Genomic DNA, 24,375 nt, shown 5'->3' with positions numbered 1-24,375 from the left:
TTTGTTTTATTTATCTTTGTTACCACCTCCAAATACGGAGAAGTGTACGTAACGTTTTGGATTTTGTTTCAGATCAATTATCAGGTTATCCAGATTTTTCGAAGCGTTGTTCAGGTTGTCATACATTTTGCTGTCGTTTAGCAACAAGCCCAAAGTGCCGTTACCATTGTTCATCTTATTAACTACCCCTTGTAAATCAGCTACGGCTTTATTAGCGTTCTCAATCGTTTGCTTAAAGTTGGCAGCAGCTACCTGATCTGTAATCGAGTTGATGTTATTCATGATCGCATTGATCTTGGCATTGTTGTTTTTAAGGTTACTTGAGATAGATTCAGCATTTGTTAATATGACAGAGATCTTAGATCCTTCAGTACCTACCATATTGTCTACCTTTTTAGAAGTAGCCTCTAAAGAAGCCAATGTTGCAGCAATACTGGTAAAACTCTTATCCACGTTTTTCTGAAAGTTAGGATTTACAATGGCATTAATGCTGGTAAGTATAGAGTCCATTTTGCCGATGATTGCTTCTGCTTTTTTCTGCACGGGCTGAACGGCCTCCATCAGATTTTTTTCTACGTTAGCATTCAGCGTGTCGCCGTCCTGAGCAAAGTCTTTTCCTGTTCCCAGTGCCATAACAATGGCTTTACTTCCCAGCAGGTCTGTACTTTCCAATCTTGCTGTGCTATTTTTTGGTATTTCGTACTTTCCCTTGATCTTCAAAGTTGCCAGGATGGTACCATCCGGTTGGAGTTGTAACTTATCGACACGTCCGATTTGGAATCCGTTGATCAAGACGGGCTTGGAAACGCCTAATCCATCAACATGTGAGTATCTTGCATACAAAACAGTTTCGGTAGAGAAGATGGCATTTCCTTTCAGGAAGTTATATCCAATGATTAACAAGGCTATGGAAAAGGCCGCCAGTATGCCTACTTTAGTTTCGTTCGCTATTTTCACTCTGTTCTGTTTACTTAATTACTTCTGTTTGTTTCTTGTACTGCTTTACGGCATTAAATATGGCATTCACAATCTCTTCCTGCCCTTCGGGAGAATTCATGTAGTTCTCTTCTGCAGGATTGGTGATAAAGCCAATCTCTGTCAGCACTGCAGGCATCCCACACCTTTGCAGAATTAAGATTCCCTGTTCCTTTACTCCCCGGCTTAAGCGCTGGTTCATTTTTTTGTAATTGGATTGGATGAGACTAGCAAAATCCATGCTCTTCGTCCGGAATTTACTTTTAAACAAAGATAGTATAATAAATGTTTCAGGATCGTTAGGATCGAAACCATCATAGTTTTGTTTATAGTTCTTCTCCTTTTTAATATCGGCATTCTCCCTAACGGCTACATCCTGCTCATTGAGGCGATGCGAACCTGCCACGAAGGTCTCCGTACCATAAGGCCCCTTGTTGCTTCCCGCAGAGTTGCAATGTATGGAAATAAATAGATCCGCCCTTGCATTGTTTGCGAGTTCAGCACGTTTATAAAAATCAACATCCACGTCGGTTTTGCGCGTATACAGGATTTTTAGTTCGGGCATGTCGTCCTCAAACCGTTTTCCAAGCTTCAGCGCGACTTTCAGCGCTATGTTTTTTTCTAGTGAGTAAGCTCCGGAGGCGCCAGGTTTGTTGCCCCCGTGTCCGGCATCGATAACTATGGTTTTTAAGCGGTAGCCTTTATCCTGTGCAAGAACAGTTGTGCTGCAACAGATAATCATAAAAAGGAATACCTGAGAAATTAACGCTGTGTTAAATGTTTTTTTGCCCATTAATTACGTTCTACACTCTTCTTATACCGTTGTATGGCACTTAATAATCCGGCGCAGATTTCTTGCTGTCCGGCATCTGAATTGATATAATCTTCTTCTTCGGGATTACTAATAAAACCAATCTCCGTAAGTATTGCAGGCATTCCGGCACGTGCCAGTACAGCAAGGCTTTTTTCTTGGACACCGCGGTTTATTCTTCCTGCTTTTACGTATTCGTCTTGTACCATCTTCGCAAGATTGAGACTCGCTTCACGATAATTGTTCTTCATGAGCGACAGGATGATATAGTTTTCAGGATTACTCGGATCAAATCCTTCGTAGTTTTCCTTGTAGTTGTCCTCAAGGAGGATCGCATCATTTTCTCTTTTTATCACCTCGTTGTCTTGTTCGCTCATACGACCAAATCCGGAAACAAAGGTTTCTGTTCCATGTGTAGAGGTGCTCTTGCGGGAAACAGTTTTAGTGATCGGCACCCGTTTGCCCTTTTTATTGCGGGTATAACCCGTAACAACGGTACTTCTATATACCGGCATGTCGTTACAATGGATCGAGATGAAAAGATCGGCTTTGTTTACATTGGCAATCCCTATCCGGTCATATAATTTTACGAAAACATCTTCCTTACGGGTGTAAACAACTTTTACATCCGGCATGCTCGCTTCAATCATTTTGCCGAGGTTAAGCGCCGTTTTTAGCGCTACATCTTTTTCTGTAGAATAGATCCCCCTGGTACTGCCGTCAATGCCCCCGTGACCGGCATCAATCACGATCGTTTTCACTTTGTATTGTTGTGTAAAAGCCTGACTATAAGAGGCTATAACTAAGGCTGTGGAAATAAATACCATCAAAATCGCTTTTGCACCGGGCAATGGTATATTTTTCATTAATTTTGGACGTTTTGGATTAAACATTAATGCAAAAATAACATTCACACACGAATTTGAAACTTTTACATAAGATCATTTTACTAAATTCAATTGTTTTATTAACTGCGGTTAGTCAAAAAGCATTTGCATTGGCTAGTTTTTCCATGTTCCAGGAGCGTCAGCAAGTGGATACAACGAAGAGAGACACCACAAAAAACAAGGTAGTTAGCACAAGTGGCTTACAGGACGGCATAGAAAATAAATCTGATTCCAGCTTCACGGATAAAAAAACAGGTATTCTGTATTTATTTGGTAATGCAAGGGTGGTATACCAGACGTTTGAACTGGATGCCGATTATATTCAGTACGACACCAAGAACAATATTATTTTTGCCCGCGGTCGTAAAGACGAGAAGGGCAGATATGTAGGCAGACCTATTTTTAAAATGGAACAGGAAGGTTCTTCTATCGCAGATTCTCTTTTTTATAATACTAAGACGGGAAAGGGTACCGTGTTTAATACGTATAGTGAACAGGATGGAAGTTACTTTTCTGGCGGACAAAGTAAAAAACAGCCGGATGATGAAGTGCATATTAAGGGCGTGACCTATAGTACGTGTAATTTGCCGCATCCCCATTTCGGTATTTTTATTACTAAGGGGATCGTCACTAAAAATCAAATCATAACCGGCCCGGCATATCTTAAAATTGAGGATATTCCTTTTCCTTTGGGTGTTCCCTTTGCTTTTTTTCCCAAGCCGAATAAAAAGACTTCAGGCGTGTTGCTTCCCAATGTAGGGGAAGATGCGAGCAGGGGATTCTTTCTGAAGGATGGGGGATATTATTTTGCTTTCAATGACTACGTGGATGCCAAAATTACAGGTACCGTATATACCAGAGGTTCATATGATGGGAATGTGTCAAGTAATTATATGAAACGCTACCGGTATAACGGTAATGTGAATTTCTCTTACGCGAGTACACGTACAGGATTAGAAGGAACGCCGGAATATGAACCCAGCAAAAACTTCCATATCAACTGGAGTCACAGTCAGAATGCAAATGCACATCCTGGAACAACATTTAGTGCTTCAGTAAATGCAGGAACAGCATCTTACAACTTAGCTACTGCGGCAAATGCAAGTTATGATATTCGTACGATATCTCAGAACACCATGGCATCCAGTATTAGTTATGGTAAAGTGATGGGAATATTCAACCTTACGGCCGCTTTGCAACACAGTCAGGAGATCCAGGCAAAAACGCTCAGTTTGACCTTACCTCAGGTAAACTTAAACATGAGTACCATTAATCCTTTTGATTCAAAAACAAGGGTAGGTGATCAGTTATGGTATCAAAAACTAACTTTAGGATATAGTATGACGGCTACGAATACGGTGTCTGGGAAAGAGAGCGAAATCTTTAAAAAAGGTGGTTTTAGCCGTTTTCAAAATGGAATTGGGCACCAGATACCCATTAGTTTGCCGTTTAACGTTGCAAAGTATTTCAACTTCAACGTAAATGCACAATATAATGAGCAATGGCATTTCCAGACTATTAATCAAACGATGATTAAAGGTATTAAACGGGCGGATTCGTTGGTATATGATACCATTCCTGGATTTAAACGTTCAGGAGAATACAATATCGGGATTGGAATGTCTACAAAGATTTATAACACAGCCCAATTTAAGCACCTTGGGAATTTGCAGGCCATCAGGCATGTGATGACGCCTAGCGTTAACTTAAGTTATAAACCCGACTTTGCTACAGAAAGCAGGGGATATTATAAAAAACTGCGGTACCAGGATGGCACGCCGCTTACAGATCCATTGTATCCAGGCCAAGATAAGTTGTACTCTATTTTTGCTGGGACACTTTTATCGGGCCCTTCGCAGGGAAAACAGGCTTCATTAGGCTTTGCTTTGGATAATACGGTGGAAGCAAAAATAAGATCTGATAAGGATACTACAGGCACTGGTTTCAGAAAACTAGCAATCTTGCAAGGATTGAATATTTCTGGTAGTTATAATTTCCTGGCTCCTGCTTATAAATTATCCACCTTGCCATTTAGTGGTAGATCGCAGTTTACCGATAAGCTAGGAATCAATTTTAACGGGGAGCTCGATCCATATCAGGTAGGCGACACCACAATTAATGGTATAAAAACTAAGCAGATTATCGATAAGTATACATTTGCCAATTTTAAATTACCCCGCTTAACCTCCATTGGTTTTTCTTTCTCTTACAGCCTGAACCCTGAAGCGCTCAAAGCAAAAAATGCCAAGATGGACAAGGTGAATTCTCAGACGAATACTGCGGGTCTTACTGCAGAGCAAAAAGAACAACTTGAAGCGGTGAGCAGAGATCCTAACGCTTTTGTCGACTTTAAAATTCCATGGAATTTTGCATTCGATTACAGTTTCCAATACCGCACAACAAGGGCAGGAACAGATCCTACCGTTACCAATGCATTAACATTTAATGGTGATTTTAATGCGACACCGAAATGGAAACTGCAATTCAGATCTGGTTATGATTTAAAAGCCAAGACACTCGCTTTGACAAGTATCGATATTTACAGAGACTTACATTGCTGGGATATGAGTATCCATTGGGTGCCGCTTGGTGTGTACAGAAGTTTTTATCTGACACTGAAAGTGAAATCCTCTATTCTTCAGGATTTGAAATTAAGCAAACAACAGAGTTATTCTCCACGTTATAACTAACTATGCTAGCAGAAATTATTACCATTGGGGATGAGATTCTCATAGGTCAGATTGTTGATACCAATTCGGCCTGGATGGCCAAACAGCTAAATCTGGCAGGAATCAAGGTAAAACAGATCACTTCGGTGTCTGACGATGAGGCACACATTCTGGAGGCTTTAAAGCTGGCTGAAGAGCGTGCAGAGATCATTTTAATTACCGGAGGCTTAGGCCCAACAAAGGACGATATCACGAAACTGACGCTGGCTAAATATTTCAACATGGGCTTCCGCCGGGATGAAGAAACGTTGGAGCAGGTAAAGTCTATATTCAAGCGGTTCAATCGTCCGATGATCGAGTCGAACATGAAACAGGCAGATGTTCCCGATGGTTGCATTGTTATCCAGAACAAAAATGGCACTGCTCCATGTATGTGGTTCAACCATGGATCAAAGGTTATTGTATCAATGCCTGGAGTGCCCTATGAGATGATGTACTTGATGGACGAGGAAATATTGCCAAGATTAAAGGCTGCTTTTGTATTGCCCAACATCGTTCATAAAACTATATTGACAGCTAACATCGGCGAATCTTTCCTGGCGCAACAAATTGAAGATATTGAAGATACTTTACCCGCATATATTAAGCTTGCTTATTTACCGAGACTTGGGCAGGTAAGGTTAAGACTCAGTGGTTCTGGCGAGGATGAGTCTGCATTGCGTGCAGAGATTGAAAGCTATGCGCGACTGATCGTTGATCGTGTAAAGACGTATGTGGTTATTGAAGATGATATTGCATTGGAAAAAGTAATTCTTGATGTGATGATGGCGCAAGGCCTTACCTTGTCGACCGCAGAAAGTTGTACTGGAGGTTATATTGCCCATTTGATTACGACACACCCCGGCTGTTCTGCAGTTTTTGCAGGAGGGGCCGTTGCATATTCTTATGAACTTAAAGAATCTATTCTGGGTGTACAACAGGAAACACTTGCCACCTACGGTGCAGTAAGCGAAGAAACCGTCAAGGAAATGGCTTCCGGTGCGGTTGGACATTTCAATACTGACTATGCTGTGGCTGTTAGTGGTATCGCAGGTCCAGATGGTGGTACGCCCGATAAACCAGTTGGTACTGTGTGGATTGCAGTAGCAAGCAAAGATCGGGTGGAAGCTAAAGTGTTCAATTTTGGCAACAAAAGGATTCAAAATATTGAGCGTTCAGCTATTGCTGCGCTTACTATGATTATTAACCGTCTGAAAGAAGATGATCGTTTTTCTGGATAAATGCCTTACTTTTGTGGGCAATACCAAAGTATAAATTTACTGTAAACAAATGGCTCAATACGAATTGCTGTTACCCAAAATGGGGGAGAGTGTTGCTGAAGCAACCGTGATAAAATGGCTTAAACAGCCAGGAGATATGATCCAGTTGGATGATACCTTGCTGGAAATAGCAACTGATAAAGTAGATTCTGAAGTGCCTTCACCCGTTGCAGGCAAGCTGATTAAACAATTATTTCAGGAAGATGAGGTGGTACAGGTAGGTGCTGTCATCGCAATTATAGAAACTGAGGGTGGCGATAGCTCTGCCCCGGCAATCGAAACTGTTGTGCCTGCTGTAGAAATAGCAATTGAACCTGCTTTTACTGAAACTGATGTTGCTGAATCTATTCCGGGTATGGATCAATTAAAATCTGCTGAACCTGCAGAATCAGGTCGGTTTTACTCCCCATTAGTTAAAAACATAGCCAATCAGGAAAACATCAGTCAGCATGAGCTGGAGGGAATTTCTGGCACTGGCGCTGAAGGTAGATTGACAAAAGATGATTTGCTAAGCTATATAGCTTCAAGAAATTCTGGAAAATCGGCAACGGCTGCTCAACCAGCACATGTACAAAATCCAACTCCGGTAGCGGCTTCTGCTCCTGCTAAATCTGCGCCTGTTGCTGCAAGCGTTAGCGGTACAGATGAGATTATCGAGATGGATCGTATGCGCAAACTTATTGCAGAACATATGGTGATGAGTGTTCAGACCTCTCCACATGTAACTTCTTTTGTGGAAGCTGATGTGACAAATATGGTGATGTGGCGCGAGCGTGTGAAGAAAAATTTTGAAAAACGGGAGAATGAGAAAATCACCTTTACGCCAATCTTTGTAGAGGCTGTAACGAAGGCGATCAAAGATTTTCCGATGATCAACGTAACGGTTAATGGGAACCAGATTATTAAGAAAAGAGATATCAATATAGGTATGGCCGCGGCATTGCCAAGTGGTAACCTGATCGTTCCTGTTATAAAAAATGCTGACCAGCTTAACCTTGTAGGCTTAACGAAAGCAGTAAACGATCTTGCCGGCAGGGCACGTATCTCTAAACTTAAGCCCGACGAAACACAAGGTGGCACATTTACATTAACAAATGTGGGTTCTTTCGGGAATGTGATGGGCACGCCGATTATCAATCAGCCGCAGGTAGCAATTCTTGCTGTAGGCGCAATTAAGAAGAAACCGGCAGTTTTAGAAACGGAGTTTGGTGACGTGATTGCGATCAGACACATGATGTTCCTGTCGTTGTCTTACGACCATAGGGTGGTAGACGGTGCACTGGGTGGTTCTTTTGTACGAAGGGTAGCCGATTACCTGGAGAACTGGGATATTAGCAGAGAAATTTAAATAGCAAAGGGCCGGATTATCCGGCCCTTTTGCATTTCAAAACAAAACAAACATTAGTTAACTAAAGCCGCTTCTTCAGCAATAATGTGCTGAATTTGATTTTCTGTGTAGGTGTACTTGCCTGTGTGCGCGATAAACACTTCTTTTTGTATCAGAAGATCTTTATTAGCGAGTAAGGTTTTTAGCGAAACACTTCCGATCACATATTTATAATTACTTCTTGAAAAACGCTCTACAATGTTCGTCACTTTAAGCTTCTCTATGGTATATTCATGGGCATAGCGGATATATACCTCGATATTTACATTGTCTGTATGGATCAAACCATTATTCTGATTGTATTTTTTATACTCATATCTATATCCGTAACGGAGTGCGGCAATATCTGATAGGACCGCTGCACCAGTAGGATGTCCACCCGCTCCCTTACCAAAAAAGAACTGCTTGTCAGCGAAGGCAGCCTGGACTGTTACACCATTATATTCGTTTTCCACGTTGTACAAGAAATCATCGGACCTAACAAATTTTGGCAGCACGTAGGTTACGATCTGTTTGGTGCTGATCTTCCGCGCTGTAGGAACGAGCTTTATTTTAAAGTTCTTCTCTCTTGCATATTGGATGTCGTCTTCAGATAAATTTTGAATTCCTACGTTTAGAATTTTATCCGGACTGATGAACAAGCCATAGGCATGGGCTGTGGCAATTGCCAATTTAAACTTAGGATCAAATCCTCCAACATCCAGGATAGGATCGGTCTCGGCAAATCCCAAGTCCTGAGCTTCTTTAAGGGCAGTCTCATAAGCCATGTTCTCGTTGAAGATCTTGGATAAGATGTAATTTGAGGAACCATTAAAGATGCCGCTGATACCATGCAACAACTCATTGTCATAATATTCTTCCAGATTCCTGATGATTGGAATACTTCCGCAAACGGCACCTTCGTAAAGCAGTGAAGCGCCATATTTTGTCTGTAGTTCTACCAACTCGGCTAGATGGGTAGCGATCATTTTTTTGTTGGCAGAGACCACGTGTTTACCGCTTATTAAAGCTCTTTTCGTGATTTGAAAGGCCGCTTCTGCATCATCGATCAGCTCCACAATGGTGTTTATTTCTGGGTTATCCAGCAATTCGCTGTGGTCTGTTGTGAAAAGATTGGCGTCGAGTGTCCGTTGTTTTTCGGGGTTTTTAATAGCGATCTTAATGATCTCAAGATTGAGGTCCTGTCCGCGAATAATGTCATGTAAGCCCTGGCCAACAACGCCAAAGCCAAATAATCCAATTTTTATTTTTGTACTCATTACTAAGCTGTCTGATGTAATTTTACTATTTTTTTATTTACGCTTTCTTTAAGAAAGTTTCCGATTACACGGGTAAGGATATCTGTTTCAATTAAGAAGCCATCATGTCCGTATGCGGAATTAACACTGAAGAATTCCGCATTGCGGATGTTTTCGCTGAGGAATTTTTGCTCTGTAACTGGAAACAACACATCGTTTTCTATCCCAATAACCAGGGTATTTGATTTGATCATTCCAAGTGCGTCTGCTATACTTTTACGTCCACGTCCAACATTATGACTATCCATTGCCTTAGTGAGGTACCAATAACTATAGGCGTTGAAGCGGTTGACAAGTTTCTCACCCTGATAGTTCTGATAAGAAGCTGCCCTGAAACCTTCGGTCTTTTCGTTTACACTTTCCAATTGGGTTGTGTTGTAAGCTTCATAAGTTCTATAAGATAGCAGGGCGATGCTTCGTGCTGTTTTTAGACCTTTGGAACCACCGTCAGGTTTGTTTGCGTAAAAGGTACGGTCGGTGCTGATTGCAAGTCTCTGACTTTCGTTAAATGCAATTCCCCAGGGAGAATGAAAAGCATTTGTAGCAACGAGAATCAGATTTTCTATTGATTTACTATCACTTATCGCCCATTCTAATGCCTGTTGTCCGCCAAGGGATCCACCGATCAGCACTTTAATGTGTTCCACTTTAAGGTGCCTGGCGAGTAGCTGATGTGCCTTCACGATATCACGAATGGTGAATTCAGGGAAAGCTAAATAGTAGGGCTGCCCCGTTACTGGATTCGTACTTAGCGGATTTATAGTTCCATATGGCGAACCGATCACATTGGCGCATACGATAAAATGTTCTTCTGGATTAAACAAGGCATTGCTGCCGAAGAGACCTTTCCACCAATCCAGTACATCTGCATTTGCAGTAAGTGCATGGCAGGCCCAGATCACATTGTCTTTTTTTGCATTGAGCGTTCCGTACGTGTGGTAGGCAATTTCTAAGCCACGGAGTTTTTTGCCGCTCTCGAGCTTAAAGATTTTGGTGTCTTTATATTGATGTTGTGTAGTCATGATTCTGATTTATTGGCCCTCGTAGACTTGTTCAAAAGCCTGTTCAAAGTCAGCTTTAATATCATCGATGTGTTCAATGCCGACTGAAACCCTGAGTTGTCCCGGTGTAACACCTGCAGCCAGTTGTTCTGCAGCACCAAGTTGCTGATGGGTTGTTGCCGCAGGCTGGATGATTAGGGTTTTCGCATCACCTACATTTGCCAGGTGACTAACGAGTTGCAGGTGATCGACAAACTTAGTTGCCTGATCCTGATCGCCGTTTAATTCAAATGAGAGTACAGCACCAAAGCCATTTTGCAGGTATTTTTTTGCATTAGCGTGATAAGGGCTGCTTTCTAATCCTGGATAATTTACATTTTTTACGGCGGGGTGTTTTTCAAGCCAGGTGGCCAATGCCAGCGCATTGTCTACATGGCGCTGTACCCGAAGGGAGAGTGTTTCCAGTCCCTGGATTAATAGAAATGAATTGAAAGGGGATAAGGCAGGGCCAAAATCCCTCAGGCCTTCCACGCGGGCGCGGATGCTAAACTGAATATTGCCAAATGGACCGCCGATCCCGAAGACGTCACTGAAGATCAGTCCGTGGTAACCTTCAGCAGGCTCACTAAATTGCGGATATTTGCCATTTCCCCAATTGTAATTTCCTCCGTCGACAATTACTCCCCCAATACTTGTACCATGACCGCCAATCCATTTTGTGGCTGACTCTACAACTACGTTGGCGCCATGCTCTATTGGTCTGAACAAGTATCCGGCGGCGCCGAAAGTATTGTCTACAACTAGTGGCAGATCATGCTTCTGCGCAATAGCGGCGAGTTTCTCAAAGTCTGGGATACTAAAGGATGGGTTTCCTATGCTTTCCAGATAGATTGCTTTTGTTTTGGAATCGATGTGGCGTTCAAAGTCGTTGACATCGGCTCCATCGGCAAATTTTACTTCTATGCCCAATCTTTTAAAAGCTACTTTGAATTGATTATAGCTTCCCCCATAGAGGTGTGAAGAGGAGATGAAGTTATCTCCCGCTTGTACGATGTTGTTTAAAGCGATAAATTGGGCAGCCTGTCCGGATGCAACAGCAACTGCGGCAACACCACCCTGAAGTGCAGCAATTCGCTTCTCGAATACATCTGTGGTCGGGTTCATGATCCGTGTGTAGATATTCCCGAACTCTTTAAGTGCAAAAAGATTGGCACCGTGTTCAGAGCTTTTAAATCCGTAGGCTGTAGTTTGATAGATGGGTACTGCGCGGGCACCGGTTGAGGGGTCAATTTCTTGTCCTGCATGTAATTGCAGGGTCTCAAATTTATATGTTGACATAAAATAAAGCTAATGTGAATGGTTCTGCTGATTGCAGAAAATATATAACAATTTCAGCGTACCTCCTGAAGAGGCCTTCCGTATGATAGATACAAAGGGAAGATTTTTAGGTTAGGCTATGCAACAGCACATACAGTAAGTAGTATGTGATTTGCAAATTTGATTGTTAAAACGGGAAATTCCAGATAGTACCTTAAAATGGTTTTCTGGTGTAGGACTGGTAGTGTTGAAAGCTTGCTTTTTCATCTGTCTCATTTTATCTTTCCAAATAACACCATGTTATCTGGTCAGGAATTGGCACCTTCTCTTTTTTGGAGGGTTGCCAGTGGGTCGTAGAGCCTGTCTCTCGCCACTTCTTTATAAATCAAAACATCTTTTGGAGGTATTGACTTGATTAGCTGTGCTAATGATGAAGCAAATGTATACTTAATAGCTAATAGTTCAAAATATTATTTTGAATTTTAAACAATGCACTGTAAAACAGTTATTTATTTTAGTTATTTCAGTTCATTGGGTTAATTTTTTCTAATTAATTAGTGCCAAAGCCTGATCAAAATCAGCAATAAGATCGTCAATATGCTCCAGTCCTACGGATACCCGAATTAAATTCTGTGGTGTCTTGGTGTCTGGACCTTCTACTGATGCACGGTGTTCTATTAAACTTTCTACACCGCCCAGACTTGTTGCCTGTGCAAATATATGCACATTATTTACTACTGTTTTAGCGTTGTCAAATCCACCTTTGACCAATACTGAGAGCATCCCCCCAAAGTCTGACATCTGGCTTTTAGCAATACTATGCTGTGGATGGCTTGTTAATCCAGGATAATATACGGCATCAACTTTAGGGTGTTGTGCCAGGAAGTTTGCAAGTGTGTTAGCGTTTGCACAGTGGCCACGCATTCTGTATGGAAGTGTTTTGATACTTCTAACCAATAAGAAACAGTCGAAAGGAGATGGGACTGCACCACCTATCTGCTGAATATTCCGGATCCGCGCCCAAAGGTCATCAGCTTTTGCTGTAACCAATGCACCACCTAGCACATCACTGTGTCCTCCAATATATTTTGTGGTCGAGTGCATCACGATATCTGCACCAAGCGTTATTGGATTTTGCAGGCAAGGAGAGGCGAAGGTGCTATCGCAAGCCAAAATAAGGTTGTGTTTTTTTGTAATTGTGCTCAGTGCGGAGATATCTGTTACTTTTAGTAACGGGTTAGACGGTGTTTCAATCCAAATCATCACCGTGTTAGGTTGGATATAGGCTTCTATGCCTTCAGTATGTGTTAAATCGATGAAATCTATCGTTAGGATGTCTGCAAAAATAGACTGTAGCTGTTTTTTAAATCCCCAGTACATATCGTCGGGCGCAATGATGTGGCTTCCAGGTTTAAGGGCCTGAAATACAGCCATGCCAGCGGCATTTCCTGATGAAAAAGCGCAGGCTTCGGCACCGTGCTCCAGTTCAGTAAGCAACTGCTCCAATGATGAGCGGTTGGGATTACTTACTCTGCTATACATGTGCCCACCAGGATAACCACCGTTTTCATCTCTTAGATAGGTAGTTGATAAACTTAAAGGTGGTGTTACATCGCCGGTAGCACTTTTAACAAAATTACCTGCGTGTATCGCTATAGTTTCTGGTTTCATATCAGTAAGCATTCTTATGTTGCCGGCAAATTTAATGATTATATCCTAGCAGCTCGTGTTTTGGCAAGATTTGTGTAAGTTGTCATGAAAATAATATATTTATGAAAAGAATATTCGTCATAGCGGCCATTTTATGCAGTTCATTAATGGTTTTGCAAAGTTGCTCGACTACAAAAAATGCTTCTGGAACTACTGTGGCAAAACGCGGTAATGTGACTGGGAAATGGGTTCTTAACAACGTGAGTTTCGAAGGTATCCCGTCTGTAGCAGTAAAAGGCTTGTTTAATGAGGCGTCTTACCAATGCTTTGTGGGTAGTACATGGAATTTTACCAATAGCGGAAATGGTTCGTATACTTTACCTGGTGGAAGTGGTTGTGAAGCTAAAACTCAAACGATATTTTGGTCAGTAAGTACTGCAGATCAAACTTTCCAGTTCAAAAAGATTTACGAAGGAGAAAAAGCTAAAAATGTAACAGAAGGTTACAGGTTAGTATTGTTTTCTGCGAATGGAGACAATCTGATTCTGAAATCGCCCGTTGAATATGGTTCTGGTACAGCTTACATTGTATTAGATTATACAAAGGCTGCAAATTAATAGCTATAGCTTATTTAATATCGACCCGGCGTAATAGCCGGGTTTTTTGTTACCGGTTGTCGGCTAATTTCCTTAACTTAGGGACATCAATTTATGGCTAAAATATCTATAATAGGTAGCGGATTTTCTGGTCTGTCTGCTGCATGCTTTGCGGCGAGAGACGGTCACGAGGTTACAGTTTTTGAAAAGAACAGCGGCATAGGTGGTCGCGCCAGAACTTACGAAGCGGCAGGATTTACCTTCGATATGGGGCCCAGCTGGTATTGGATGCCGGATATTTTCGAGCATTTTTTCAATCAGTTTGGGAAGTCGGCTGCCGACTACTACCAACTGAAGAAGCTTGATCCTGGATTTCAGTTGATCTTTCCGGGAAAAGAAACCCTTGAAGTACCTGCAAACCTCGATGCGCTTTATGCAACATTCGAATCTATTGAGCCGGGAAGCAGCAAATCACTCACTAAATTTCTTAAAGAGGCCGAATTTAAATATAAAATCGGGATGAAAGAACTGGTTTACAAGCCAGCATTCTCCTGGATGGAATATGCAAACAAAGAAGTAATTGTTGGGATGTTGAAGTCCAATATCTTTAGCTCGGTAAGCAGTTATGTGAGGAAGTATTTCAAAGATCCGCGTCTGATTGCATTGTTGGAATTTCCGGTGCTTTTTCTGGGGGCAATGGCGAATAAGATTCCCGCTTTATATACCATGATGAACTATTCTGCCCTGGTACAGGGAACGTGGTATCCGGAAGGAGGGATGCATAAGATTATAGAGGGGATGTACGAACTGGCAGTATCGTTGGGCGTGAAATTCAAAACGGGCCTTCCTGTTACGCAACTCAAAATTGCTGGAGATAAAGTTTATGGTCTGGAGACTTCTGAGGGGATAATGCTTACCGACGGTGTGATTGCTTCAGCTGATTATAACCATGTAGAGCAGCACCTTCTTGAAGAGCAATACAGAAATTATACGCCTGATTATTGGGATAAAAAGACTTTCGCACCTTCTTGTCTTATTTTTTATCTCGGGGTAAATAAAGAAATTCCAAACCTACATCATCACAACCTTTTTTTCGATGCAGATCTTGATCAGCATGCTAAAGAAATATACGCTACGCCGCAATGGCCTACAGACCCCTTGTTCTATGTTTGTTGTCCGTCAAAGACTGACCCTACTGTAGCTCCAAAAGGAATGGAGAACCTATTTATCCTCGTTCCTATAGCTACGGCTTTGAAGGATACTGAGGAGATCAGAGAAAGCTATTTTAAGGGTATCATTAAACGTATTGAGGATAAGGTTGGTGTAGAATTTTTAGCTGATATTATTTATAAGCGATCATATTGTCTGGATAATTTCGTTACTGATTATAATGCCTTTGGAGGAAACGCATATGGTTTGGCTAATACTTTGATGCAAACTGCGGTACTTAAACCTTCTTTGAAAAATCATAAGGTTGGCAATTTATTTTATACAGGGCAATTAACGGTACCCGGCCCCGGAGTGCCGCCAGCATTAATATCTGGTCAGGTTGCTGCAGCAGAACTTATTAAATCAATGGCAAAGGAAATGATAAAAACCGCTTAGATATTTATGAAACAGCTGCTGTTCTTTTTTATCCCATTTTTTTTTGTTGGCAAAAATTCGACTAACCTCGTTGCTTACCGGAAGATGATGGATGCAGCGGTCGAAAATAGCGACGTAGCGGAAAGAATATACGGTGAATTTAAGGCGTTTGATGAGAACGGGCAGTCTGTGCTTGTTGGATACCGTGGTATTTCGGAACTGTTAATGTGTAAGCACGTATTTAATCCGGTTAAGAAAATAGCCTATTTCAGAAGAGGAAGGGCATTGCTGGAAAGTGCTATTAAATCGTCGCCCGGAGATCCGGAGTTGATTTTTTTACGCTACACAACACAGGTCAACGTGCCATCAATTTTGAATTATTCGGCAAATCTGGATAACGATAAAGACCTGCTGATTGCCTATTTGCAAAAGGGTGTTTCGGGAAACACCGATCAGGATTTATACTGCCGGATAAAAAATTATATGGAACAATCCAGGACTTTAACTGCTTACGAAAGAAGCATCATTAAAAATCTACTCTAAATTATGTCTGTAATAATATATATAGGTATTGTAGTGTTAACTTTCTGTATCATGGAAGGTATAACCTGGTTAACGCATAAGTACATTATGCATGGTTTGTTGTGGACGCTACATGAAGATCACCATAATAAACAACCACATTTTTTTGAAAAGAACGATTACTTCTTTGTGATATTTGCCGTTATTGCGATGACTTTTTTTTCCATTGGAACCTATATTCCTGGATGGGAATTCCTGATCTTCATTGGAATTGGAATTACGCTTTATGGCATAGGGTATTTCCTGGTTCATGACATTCTGATCCACCAGCGGTTCAAGCTGTTTACCAGAACAACCAACGTGTATTTCAGAGCCTTACGGAAAGCACACAAAATTCATCATAAGCATTTGGGCAAAGAGGAGGGAGAATGTTTCGGAATGTTGTTTGTGCCGTTTCGCTATTTTAGAGAGGCCTGGCAGTATAGGAAGTAGTTTACCTTTGACATAATGCTGACAGCTTTCTGGGGGCATAAGACCAAAAGCATTCTATTTTATCTTACTTTTGTCTATACAAATTGGACAATGGATACCTCTATAAAACTCAGTTACTTGTTAAATGACCCGGATCTTCCGGAAATGCTAAGAACAATTGCACTAAAAGTAAATAGCGGTGAGCGCATTAGCTTTGATGAAGGTGTTTATCTTTATGAACATGCAGATTTAGGTTATCTGGGCGTTCTTGCCAACTATATCCGTGAAAAAAAGCATGGTAACAGAACTTACTTCAATAGAAACTTCCATGTAGAGCCAACAAACCTTTGTGTATATACCTGTAATTTTTGTTCTTATTCCAGGTTGATCAAACAAAAAGAAGAAGGTTGGGAAATGAGTGTTGATGGAATGTTAGACGCCGTTAAAAAGTACGATGGCGAGCCCGTTACCGAAGTTCACATCACTGGAGGTGTTGTTCCAAAACAAAATCTTGATTTTTATGCTGAGTTCTTTAGGAGAACGAAGGCTCACCGTCCGGAATTACATATTAAGGCGTTAACACCGGTTGAATATTATTATATTTTCAAAAAGGCAAAGCTGTCACATTATGACGGGATGAAGTTTATGAAAGACGCAGGTTTGGATTCCATGCCTGGCGGAGGTGCAGAAATATTCCACCCTGAAATCAGAACTCAGATTGCGAACGATAAATGTACGGCCGAACAATGGCTCGATATCCATGAGCAGGCACATAAACTAGAAATGCGCACCAATGCGACGATGTTATATGGGCACATTGAGCAGTTTTGGCATCGTGTAGACCACATGGAGCGTTTAAGACAGCTTCAGGACAAAACTGGGGGCTTCCAGGCTTTCATCCCCCTGAAGTTCAGGAATCAGAACAATCAAATGTCAAATGTTGCTGAGGTTTCAGTAATTGAGGATTTAAGGAATTATGCTGTGGCCAGAATTTATCTTGATAATTTTGACCATATTAAAGCATACTGGGCAATGATCAGCAGACAAACCGCTCAGCTGTCGCTAAACTTCGGGGTGGATGATATCGATGGTACGCTTGACGACACGACAAAAATCTATTCTATGGCTGGTGCTGAAGAACAAACACCTGGAATGAGTACCCAGGAGCTGGTCAACCTGATTAAACAAGTTAACCGTGAGCCTATTGAACGTGACACTTTGTATAATGTAGTAACTGATTATACGGATTTTGTTTTTGAAGATGAAGTAAAACCACAGTACTATAAACTACCAGTAATTAATTAAATGCCGAAAACACTTTATATCATCAGACATGGTGAGACTGAATTAAATGCCCGTGGAATTGTACAGGGCCGGGGAATAAACAGCGATCTGAATGATACCGGTCGGGCACAAGCGGAGTCATTTTATGAAATGTACAAGGATGTGCCCTTCGATCATATCTATACTTCATCGCTGAAAAGGACACACCAGACTGTAAAGCGATTTATCGAATCTGGCTTGCCCTGGACGCAGTTGTCAGGTCTTGACGAACTTGCCTGGGGAATTTGGGAAGGCAAAGAGGGATCAGAAGTTTCTATAAGCGCTTTTCGGGATATGGTTGAGCGATGGCAAGCTGGTGAATATACCGCAAAGTTTGAAGGCGGTGAAAGCCCTGAAGAGGTAGAAATCAGACTAAAAGAAGCTATGCATACCATTATCAGTGCGACGTCTGAACAGACCGTATTGGTTTGTATGCATGGACGGGCAATGCGCCTGTTGCTTTGCGTCCTGATGAATAAGCCTCTTGCTGAAATGGCTGATTTTCCACATCAAAATACGACTCTTTACAAGCTCTCTTATACTGATGGTGTTTTTGACATCATTGATTTTAACAATACTGATCATTTAAGTAGTTAACATTGAATAAGATTAAAATTTCTGCAGTAGCCTATACCAATACCAAACCTTTTATTTACGGCATTGAACATTCAGAAGTGAAAGATCTGATTGACCTGACATTGGATATTCCGTCAGACTGTGCCGCAAAACTAATCAGTGGGCAGGTCGATGTAGGACTTATTCCAGTTGCCGCAATTCCAGACGTGCCTAATGCGGAGATCATTGCCGATTACTGCATTGGATCAAAAGGTGCTGTGAATTCTGTGTTTATTTTTAGTAAAGTCCCTGTAGCTGAGATTAAGACAGTGAAGCTGGACAGAGAGTCCCGAACATCGAATAACCTGGCCAAAGTGCTCCTGAAATTTTATTGGAAACAAGAAGCTGTATTCACTACGGATTTAAGTGCCGAGACTGATGCGATGGTGCTCATTGGAGACCGGACTTTTGGTAAAAGGGACGACTATGCCTACGCTTATGATATGGGTGAGGAATGGATGAATTTTACAGGCTTACCATTTTTGTATGCCGCCTGGGTGGCCAATAAATCTATTCCAGCGGAATTTATTGGAACTTTTAACAAAGCATTGAAATCAGGTCTCGATTCACGTAACGAAGTTTTGAAGATGCTACCTGCTGTACCCAATTTTGATGTTGAGGACTATCTCTTGCATAAGCTTGATTTTGAGTTAACGGATGATAAAAGAGAAGCCCTTGCTCTTTTCCTAAGTTATATTAGTAAACTATAGTTTCTGGAAAAATCAAATTATATTGAAATGGAAGCAGAACGCTAATCCAGAACATAGTATATTTACGATTTTGTAAATAGAATCATTTTGGCGAAAGATAAAACTAAGGAAACACCGTTAATGCAACAATACAATGCCATCAAGGCTAAGTATCCGGGTGCATTGCTATTATTCAGAGTAGGAGACTTTTATGAGACTTTTGGCGAAGATGCCATAAAGACTTCCCAGATCCTGGGTATTGTGCTTACCAGAAGGGGCAACGGTCCCGGTGGTCATATTGAATTAGCAGGTTTTCCACATCACTCCCTCGAAAATTATCTTTCTAAACTTGTCCGCGCAGGCCAGCGCGTAGCAATTTGCGATCAACTAGAAGATCCGAAAACCACGAAAACCATTGTTAAGCGTGGTGTTACGGAATTGGTAACACCGGGTATCGCATATAATGACAACATACTTCAGCAGAAGTCAAATAATTATTTAGCGGCGGTATTTTTCGAGAAAAATACTTGTGGCGTTTCTTTTTTGGATATCTCTACCGGCGAATTTCTGGTTGCCCAGGGCAACACTGATTATATAGATAAGCTGTTGCAAGGTTTTAAACCAACAGAAGTTGTGTTTCAGAAAAGCAGGAGAAAGGATTTTCTGGAGTTCTTTGGCGACAAATTTTATACCTTTCATCTGGATGATTGGGCTTTTACCAATGATTATAGCAATGAGGTGCTGACCAAACATTTTGAGGTGAATTCCCTGAAAGGCTTTGGCGTTGAGAAATTGACGATAGGGCTGGTAGCTGCCGGGGTAGTTTTGCACTACCTGAATGAAACGGAACATAGGAACTTAAAACACATCACTGCCATTTCCAGGTTGGAAGAGGATAAATTTATGTGGTTGGACCGTTTCACAATCAGGAACCTGGAGCTGATCAGCACAGCGAATGATAATGCGGTAACTCTTTTTGACGTGCTTGATCAAACCTCTACGCCGATGGGTGCGAGATTATTGCACAAGTGGATTATTATGCCTTTGAAGGAACTGAAACCCATTGAAGAGCGACTGGGTACTGTCGCATTTCTGGTTGATCAGCCGGAACTGATCCAGGAATTTCTAGTGCAGGTAAAGCAGATTGGTGATCTGGAAAGACTGATCTCCAAAGTAGGACTTCAAAAAGTTGGCCCAAGGGAACTTAATCAACTTAAAAAGGCATTACATCATATTGAGACTATCAAAGTAAACTCTGAGCAATCTGGAAATCCATATCTGGCAATGCTTGCCGGACAGCTTAATCCTTGCGTGTCTATCCGGGAGCAGCTGGAGCACACCCTGCAGGAAGATCCACCGGCATTGCTTATTAAAGGGAACGTAATAGCAGATGGCATAGATGAAGATCTGGATAGACTGCGGAAAATTGCTTTTGGCGGGAAAGACTATCTGGTTGAAATTCAAAAAAGAGAGGCGGCGGCAACAGGTATTCCGTCTTTGAAAATTGCTTTCAATAATGTATTCGGCTATTATCTGGAAGTTACGCACACGCATAAAGACAAAGTGCCGGCGGACTGGATCAGGAAGCAAACTCTGGTAAATGCTGAACGTTATATTACACCAGAACTTAAAGAGTACGAGGAACAGATTCTTGGGGCCGAAGAAAAAATTCAGCAGATTGAAGTCCGCCTATACAACGAATTGATGTATCAGGTTGCAGCGTACATTAAACCGATACAGCTTAATGCTTTCGTAATCGCACAGCTTGATGTTCTTTTATGCTTCGCACAGCTTGCAATTAACAACCATTACGCAAAACCGGTGCTTAACACCAGTAAGGTGTTGGATATTAAAGGTGGAAGACATCCTGTGATTGAGAAACGCCTGCCAACAGGTGAAGAATATATCACCAATGATGTGTTTTTAGATAACGATACCCAGCAGATTATCATTATCACCGGGCCAAACATGTCTGGTAAGTCTGCTATTTTAAGGCAAACAGGGCTTATCGTACTGATGGCACAGATGGGATGTTTTGTGCCAGCTAAGGCCGCAGAAATTGGATTGGTCGATAAAATTTTTACACGCGTGGGTGCTTCCGATAACTTATCATCCGGAGAGAGTACTTTTATGGTGGAAATGAATGAGACGGCAAGTATCTTAAATAACATCTCTGATAACAGCCTTATTTTGCTGGATGAGATTGGAAGGGGAACGAGCACCTACGACGGAATTTCTATCGCCTGGGCAATTGCCGAGTTTCTACATACCCATCCGACCGCAAAGCCTAAAACATTGTTTGCTACGCATTATCATGAGCTAAATGAGTTGGCAAATACCATGGGCAGAGTAAAGAATTTTAACGTGTCCATTAAAGAAGCAGGAAACAAAATTATATTTCTGCGTAAGCTGATTCCAGGAGGCAGTGAACATAGTTTCGGTATCCATGTGGCTAAGTTGGCAGGAATGCCGCCAAAGTTGATCAACAGGGCAAACGAGATATTGAAAAAGTTGGAATTAGATCGCACAGAGGGGCAGAGTATTAAGGATAGCATTAAGAAAGTGCAAAATCAGGCATATCAACTGCATATGTTTGCTATTGATGATCCCGTACTGGTTAAAATCAGAGATACTTTAAATAACCTCGACGTGAATGTTTTAACACCGGTTGAAGCGTTGCTAAAATTGGATGAAATCCAACGACTGATAAAAACTTAATCCGCTAGAAATGAAATGTACGCTGACTAAGATCACCATATTGTTTTTGTTGCTGGGCTTCCTTTCTGCATGTAGCTCTAGAAAAAATACGGCAACAGTCCGGACTCCTGCAGCAAAAGCTGCAGAAGCCATGGCGAGTTTAAAAAGCAAAGATTTGTATCGCTTTATAACCGATTGGTCAGGTGTTAAATATAAACTTGGCGGGCTTGATAAAAGTGGTATCGACTGTTCTGGTTTTGCGCTCCTGCTGGAACGTGATATTTACGGCCTCGAATTACCACGAAGGTCAAGAGATCAGGCAGAGACTATTAAATCTAAAAATCTTGACCAATTGAAAGAAGGGGATCTCATCTTTTTTTCTTTTGGGGGTTCGGAAGTGGATCACGTAGGCATCTACCTGAATGACGATTATTTTGTACATGCCTCTACCACCAGGGGGGTGGTAGTGGATAATATCAAATTGCCGGCGTATCAAAAAGTATTTGTTAAAGCAGGCCCTATTAAAAATTAAATCATGTCAAACGATAAACAACCGGTATCATTCTGGACCAAATACAAAAAGTTTGCGGTAACAGAAATTCTGATGTATTTAATTATGATCGTTGCGATTGCCTTGGGAATTATTTTTTTGAGCTAGCGAGCGTAAGGACAATTTTATTTTGGTCGGCGATGTAAGCTTTATTGATAAAGTCGGCAAATTCAGCGTAGGCTTTGGGAGGAAATTTTCCTGTTTTTCCTGTTAGTATTCGCTTGTAAATAAGCGTATGGTCTTTGAAAGTTATTAGCGCATGGTAGTCGCCGAACACTGTTTCCATGTTTATATTCTGGGGTTGATATTCGATCTTAAGGTTTTCTGGTAATGCAAAAGTGAGCTCATCTTCGTAGCTATATCCCCTGTTTAAATAAAGCTCAAGTTTCCGCTCTTTCAAGTCAGGAATACTTCGCGTCTTATTAAATATGTTGAGTTGAAGATAACTTAGATTGCCCGATTGAACCATATAATTTGGGATGGTAATATTGCAGGTTTCTGTTGTTAAAGGCCATGCGGAACCTTTGTTCTGAGCAATTTTGAGTTGCTCAAAATTGATATTGTCTATATCGTATATATCCTTTAGCAAGTTAAGTTGATCGGCATAAGGTTTTGTAAGAAGCTCTTCATCATTGTCGTAATTTGATCCTGCAAAAATAGTTTTCATCTGACCGGTAATATTCCCCTGCATGTCGACGGTTAACTGAGCCCTACGTTTAATGCTATTCATTTCAGCTGTAAGCACGGGGGTGTGCAGTAATTTCCCTCCAGATTCTGTGCAGGCAAGAACAGTTCTGTCATCGGTAAAATCACCGAGATAGCCGAACGGCGTAACCTGACTCGTGCATTCCAGCCAGGTAGTATCTTTTTCGAAAGGGACGCAAAGAATAATGTGGTTTGCCTGATTCATACTGGCAAATTCAGGATCAAGGTTCTGTTTAAAGCTCCCTGCATATACGATGCAATAAAGTGAGGGAATGCCTGCGGCTTTCAACAAGGCTTGCGTGTAATTAACGAGTCCTTTGCAATCTCCGTATCCCAAATAATGAACATTTTCTGCGCTTATCGGTTGATATCCCCCAATTCCGATCTGAACACTAACATATCTCGTTTTATCTTGAACATATTGATAGATTTTGCGTGCTTTTTCTTTTGGATCGTCGATGCCGTTTACTAGTTCCCTGACTTCAGCGATCGTAGCAGGGGATAGCTGTTGTCTACTTTTGATTAAGTCGTTATAAATCCATTTTCCCAACCCTTCCCAATCGGCATAAGTGCCTTTTGTATTGTAATAACTGAAATTTTCGGCTGCGACTTTGACGTAGGTAAGGAAATTATCTCCCGAAGACATATACGGTTCGGCCTTCAATGCTGGTAGGTTAACAACGTCCCAGGTATAGCTAATCATGCCGGGTGTAGAAGATTCTAATGGCTTTCCTGCATAATTGTAAGCTTTCATTCTTAGCTTTTCACCTGTTTTACAGCTAAAGGTATAGCTGCTTTTTTGTACCGCTACATCGGTATAGGGGTTTGCATACCAATCTGGTATTACCAAGTTTTGTTTAAGACGCAATTCATACTCGTAGAATACCGTGTAAGGGTAACTATTTACAGATGGTGTAAAGTGCTTGATGCGTTCATCTTCATATAGAGAGAAATCACTGGCTGCACTGGCATCTTCAAAATCTGAAAGCGTTATTTTTTTGATCAGCAAGCCATCAGCATCGTATACGGATCCTTTTACGGCTTTTATAGTCCGACTTTTGTTGTAAGACAACACGAGACCAGCCATATCTTCTCCATTTTTATTCAGTATAGTGACGGTTTTCCTGATGCGGATTATGACCTGATCTGTGGCAACCATATCTACATTTGTCTCCATATTTCGAATAACAGCACTTGCCCTGACCAACAACGGAGTTGGAATCTCACTGGCTTTGTAGCCGGGTTGTGCATGTACGTTGTATTGGTGTAAAAGTCCAACGAACAGCAGAAAAAGTGTTTTTTTGAACAT

General features: G+C 41.4%; 20 protein-coding genes and 1 riboswitch. Of the genes, 12 read left to right on the top strand and 8 right to left on the bottom strand.

The annotated features are described in order from the left end of the window. Nucleotides 1-6: 6 nt before the first annotated feature. The 3 genes from CLV32_RS02075 to CLV32_RS02065 are packed head-to-tail and all read right to left on the bottom strand — an operon-like array spanning nucleotide 7 to nucleotide 2,652. Nucleotides 7-957: an MlaD family protein gene (locus CLV32_RS02075; RefSeq protein ID WP_133551888.1), complete on the bottom strand. Its 951-nt coding sequence runs from the start codon at nucleotides 955-957 to the stop codon at nucleotides 7-9. 10 nt (nucleotides 958-967) lie between these two features. Next, nucleotides 968-1,768, bottom strand: coding sequence for an N-acetylmuramoyl-L-alanine amidase family protein (locus CLV32_RS02070; RefSeq protein ID WP_243732216.1), 801 nt, complete (start codon nucleotides 1,766-1,768; stop codon nucleotides 968-970). Further along, nucleotides 1,768-2,652: an N-acetylmuramoyl-L-alanine amidase family protein gene (locus CLV32_RS02065; protein ID WP_243732215.1), complete on the bottom strand. Its 885-nt coding sequence runs from the start codon at nucleotides 2,650-2,652 to the stop codon at nucleotides 1,768-1,770. Before CLV32_RS02065 ends, CLV32_RS02070 begins: the two co-directional genes overlap by 1 nt. A gap of 56 nt (nucleotides 2,653-2,708) precedes the next feature. Between CLV32_RS02065 and CLV32_RS02060 the strand changes: the two genes are divergently transcribed. Genes CLV32_RS02060 through CLV32_RS02050 form a run of 3 tightly spaced genes read left to right on the top strand, consistent with a single transcriptional unit; the run spans nucleotide 2,709 to nucleotide 8,009 of the window. Beyond that, a complete protein-coding gene (locus tag CLV32_RS02060) occupies nucleotides 2,709-5,363 on the top strand; it encodes a putative LPS assembly protein LptD (RefSeq protein ID WP_133551884.1) in 2,655 nt (884 codons plus the stop codon). A gap of 2 nt (nucleotides 5,364-5,365) precedes the next feature. After that, nucleotides 5,366-6,622: a competence/damage-inducible protein A gene (locus CLV32_RS02055; protein ID WP_133551882.1), complete on the top strand. Its 1,257-nt coding sequence runs from the start codon at nucleotides 5,366-5,368 to the stop codon at nucleotides 6,620-6,622. 49 nt (nucleotides 6,623-6,671) lie between these two features. Then, complete coding sequence (locus CLV32_RS02050) at nucleotides 6,672-8,009, top strand: dihydrolipoamide acetyltransferase family protein (RefSeq protein WP_133551880.1); 1,338 nt, start codon at nucleotides 6,672-6,674, stop codon at nucleotides 8,007-8,009. A gap of 53 nt (nucleotides 8,010-8,062) precedes the next feature. Here CLV32_RS02050 and CLV32_RS02045 read toward each other — a convergent pair whose 3' ends face one another. From CLV32_RS02045 to CLV32_RS02030, 4 genes are all read right to left on the bottom strand, one after another. After that, nucleotides 8,063-9,307, bottom strand: coding sequence for a homoserine dehydrogenase (locus CLV32_RS02045; protein ID WP_133551878.1), 1,245 nt, complete (start codon nucleotides 9,305-9,307; stop codon nucleotides 8,063-8,065). 2 nt (nucleotides 9,308-9,309) lie between these two features. Then, the gene (locus CLV32_RS02040) at nucleotides 9,310-10,368 is read right to left on the bottom strand and encodes a homoserine O-acetyltransferase family protein (RefSeq protein ID WP_133551876.1); all 1,059 of its coding nucleotides are present in this window, start codon (nucleotides 10,366-10,368) and stop codon (nucleotides 9,310-9,312) included. 9 nt (nucleotides 10,369-10,377) lie between these two features. Next, complete coding sequence (locus tag CLV32_RS02035; protein ID WP_133551874.1) at nucleotides 10,378-11,685, bottom strand: O-acetylhomoserine aminocarboxypropyltransferase/cysteine synthase family protein; 1,308 nt, start codon at nucleotides 11,683-11,685, stop codon at nucleotides 10,378-10,380. A gap of 253 nt (nucleotides 11,686-11,938) precedes the next feature. Then, nucleotides 11,939-12,051, bottom strand: a riboswitch (SAM riboswitch). Between the two features lie 159 nt (nucleotides 12,052-12,210). After that, a complete protein-coding gene (locus tag CLV32_RS02030) occupies nucleotides 12,211-13,335 on the bottom strand; it encodes a trans-sulfuration enzyme family protein (RefSeq protein ID WP_133551872.1) in 1,125 nt (374 codons plus the stop codon). 101 nt (nucleotides 13,336-13,436) lie between these two features. Here CLV32_RS02030 and CLV32_RS02025 point away from each other — a divergent pair, with 101 nt between their 5' ends. The 9 genes from CLV32_RS02025 (at nucleotide 13,437) to CLV32_RS01985 (ending at nucleotide 22,343) form a co-directional block, all read left to right on the top strand. Next, nucleotides 13,437-13,931 (top strand): lipocalin family protein, encoded by a 495-nt coding sequence (locus tag CLV32_RS02025; RefSeq protein WP_133551870.1) that lies wholly within the window; start codon nucleotides 13,437-13,439, stop codon nucleotides 13,929-13,931. Between the two features lie 93 nt (nucleotides 13,932-14,024). Then, nucleotides 14,025-15,515 carry a phytoene desaturase family protein gene (locus CLV32_RS02020; RefSeq protein WP_133551868.1) on the top strand — a complete coding sequence of 497 codons (1,491 nt, stop codon included), beginning with the start codon at nucleotides 14,025-14,027 and terminating at the stop codon, nucleotides 15,513-15,515. A gap of 6 nt (nucleotides 15,516-15,521) precedes the next feature. Further along, complete coding sequence (locus CLV32_RS02015) at nucleotides 15,522-16,037, top strand: hypothetical protein (RefSeq protein ID WP_133551866.1); 516 nt, start codon at nucleotides 15,522-15,524, stop codon at nucleotides 16,035-16,037. A gap of 3 nt (nucleotides 16,038-16,040) precedes the next feature. Continuing rightward, nucleotides 16,041-16,508 carry a sterol desaturase family protein gene (locus CLV32_RS02010; protein ID WP_133551864.1) on the top strand — a complete coding sequence of 156 codons (468 nt, stop codon included), beginning with the start codon at nucleotides 16,041-16,043 and terminating at the stop codon, nucleotides 16,506-16,508. A gap of 90 nt (nucleotides 16,509-16,598) precedes the next feature. After that, entirely contained in the window at nucleotides 16,599-17,792 is a 1,194-nt protein-coding gene (gene mqnE / locus CLV32_RS02005) for an aminofutalosine synthase MqnE (protein WP_133551862.1), read from the top strand. Further along, a complete protein-coding gene (locus tag CLV32_RS02000; protein ID WP_133551860.1) occupies nucleotides 17,793-18,407 on the top strand; it encodes a histidine phosphatase family protein in 615 nt (204 codons plus the stop codon). It abuts the gene before it with no gap. 2 nt (nucleotides 18,408-18,409) lie between these two features. Then, nucleotides 18,410-19,135: a menaquinone biosynthetic enzyme MqnA/MqnD family protein gene (locus tag CLV32_RS01995; protein WP_133551858.1), complete on the top strand. Its 726-nt coding sequence runs from the start codon at nucleotides 18,410-18,412 to the stop codon at nucleotides 19,133-19,135. Between the two features lie 87 nt (nucleotides 19,136-19,222). Continuing rightward, entirely contained in the window at nucleotides 19,223-21,832 is a 2,610-nt protein-coding gene (gene mutS, locus CLV32_RS01990; protein ID WP_133551856.1) for a DNA mismatch repair protein MutS, read from the top strand. Between the two features lie 10 nt (nucleotides 21,833-21,842). Further along, on the top strand, nucleotides 21,843-22,343 hold the full coding sequence (locus CLV32_RS01985; protein WP_133551854.1) for a C40 family peptidase: 501 nt from the start codon (nucleotides 21,843-21,845) through the stop codon (nucleotides 22,341-22,343). Nucleotides 22,344-22,452: 109 nt separating this feature from the next. Here CLV32_RS01985 and CLV32_RS01980 read toward each other — a convergent pair whose 3' ends face one another. Next, the gene (locus tag CLV32_RS01980; protein ID WP_133551852.1) at nucleotides 22,453-24,375 is read right to left on the bottom strand and encodes a DUF3857 domain-containing transglutaminase family protein; all 1,923 of its coding nucleotides are present in this window, start codon (nucleotides 24,373-24,375) and stop codon (nucleotides 22,453-22,455) included.

The organism is Pedobacter duraquae, assembly GCF_004362245.1.
Classification (GTDB): Bacteria; Bacteroidota; Bacteroidia; order Sphingobacteriales; family Sphingobacteriaceae; genus Pedobacter; species Pedobacter duraquae.
The sequence above is the reverse complement of the archived record's forward strand: the minus strand, read 5'-3'. Positions and strand labels throughout refer to the sequence as shown.